Below are 644 nucleotides of genomic sequence, written 5' to 3' on the forward strand. Positions count from 1 at the left end.
GGCGAGGACGGGCCTTCCGGAACCGAAGGCCCCGGTACCGCCCCGCAGTGGTGGTCGCAGAACTCGCCTGGCGTGCCCGGCGCGGGGGAGCTCGACGACTCCTGGGGCAACGAGCTGTCGGTGGCCGATGTCGACGGTGACGGCCGTGCCGACGTGGCTGTCGGCGCGCCCGGCGAGGACGCGGACGGCGAAGCCGCCGCAGGTGCGGTGTCGTTGTTGCGTGGCTCGCAGGCGGGGCTGACGGGCACCGGCTCCCAGTACTTCGACCAGAACACCCCTGGGATCCCCGGCACTGCCGAGGCGGGCGACGGATGGGGCGCCCAGGTGCGGCTGGTGGACACGGCCGGCGACGGCAGGGCCGAGCTCGTGGCCGCCGCTCCCGAGGAGAACGCCGGCGACGGCGCGGTATGGGTCCTGCCCGCGAGCGGGAGTGGGCTGCTCGCCGACGGTTCCCGGTCCTACGGAGCTGCCGCTCTCGGCGGCAACGCGCACGGCGCTCACTTCGGCTCGGTGATCGACGAGTAGGGGCGGCGGCAGGTGGTCAGCGTCGGTGTGCGGTGACCAGCCAGGCTCGGGAGTCGAACCAGACCCCGCCGCCGGGGTCGTGCGGGTCGAGAGTCGCGCAAAGCCGGCCGAGCCCGCGC

At 74.8% G+C, this 644-nt stretch carries 1 protein-coding gene; it reads left to right on the top strand.

The genetic code is table 11. From position 1 onward, the window contains the following. Nucleotides 1-525, top strand: a 525-nt coding sequence (locus TN53_RS41660; RefSeq protein ID WP_046264102.1) for an FG-GAP repeat protein, incomplete at its 5' end; no start/stop codon positions are given. Between the last annotated feature and the right edge of the window lie 119 nt (nucleotides 526-644).

The sequence above is a fragment of the Streptomyces sp. WM6386 genome, from assembly GCF_000972385.1.
GTDB lineage: Bacteria > Actinomycetota > Actinomycetes > Streptomycetales > Streptomycetaceae > Streptomyces.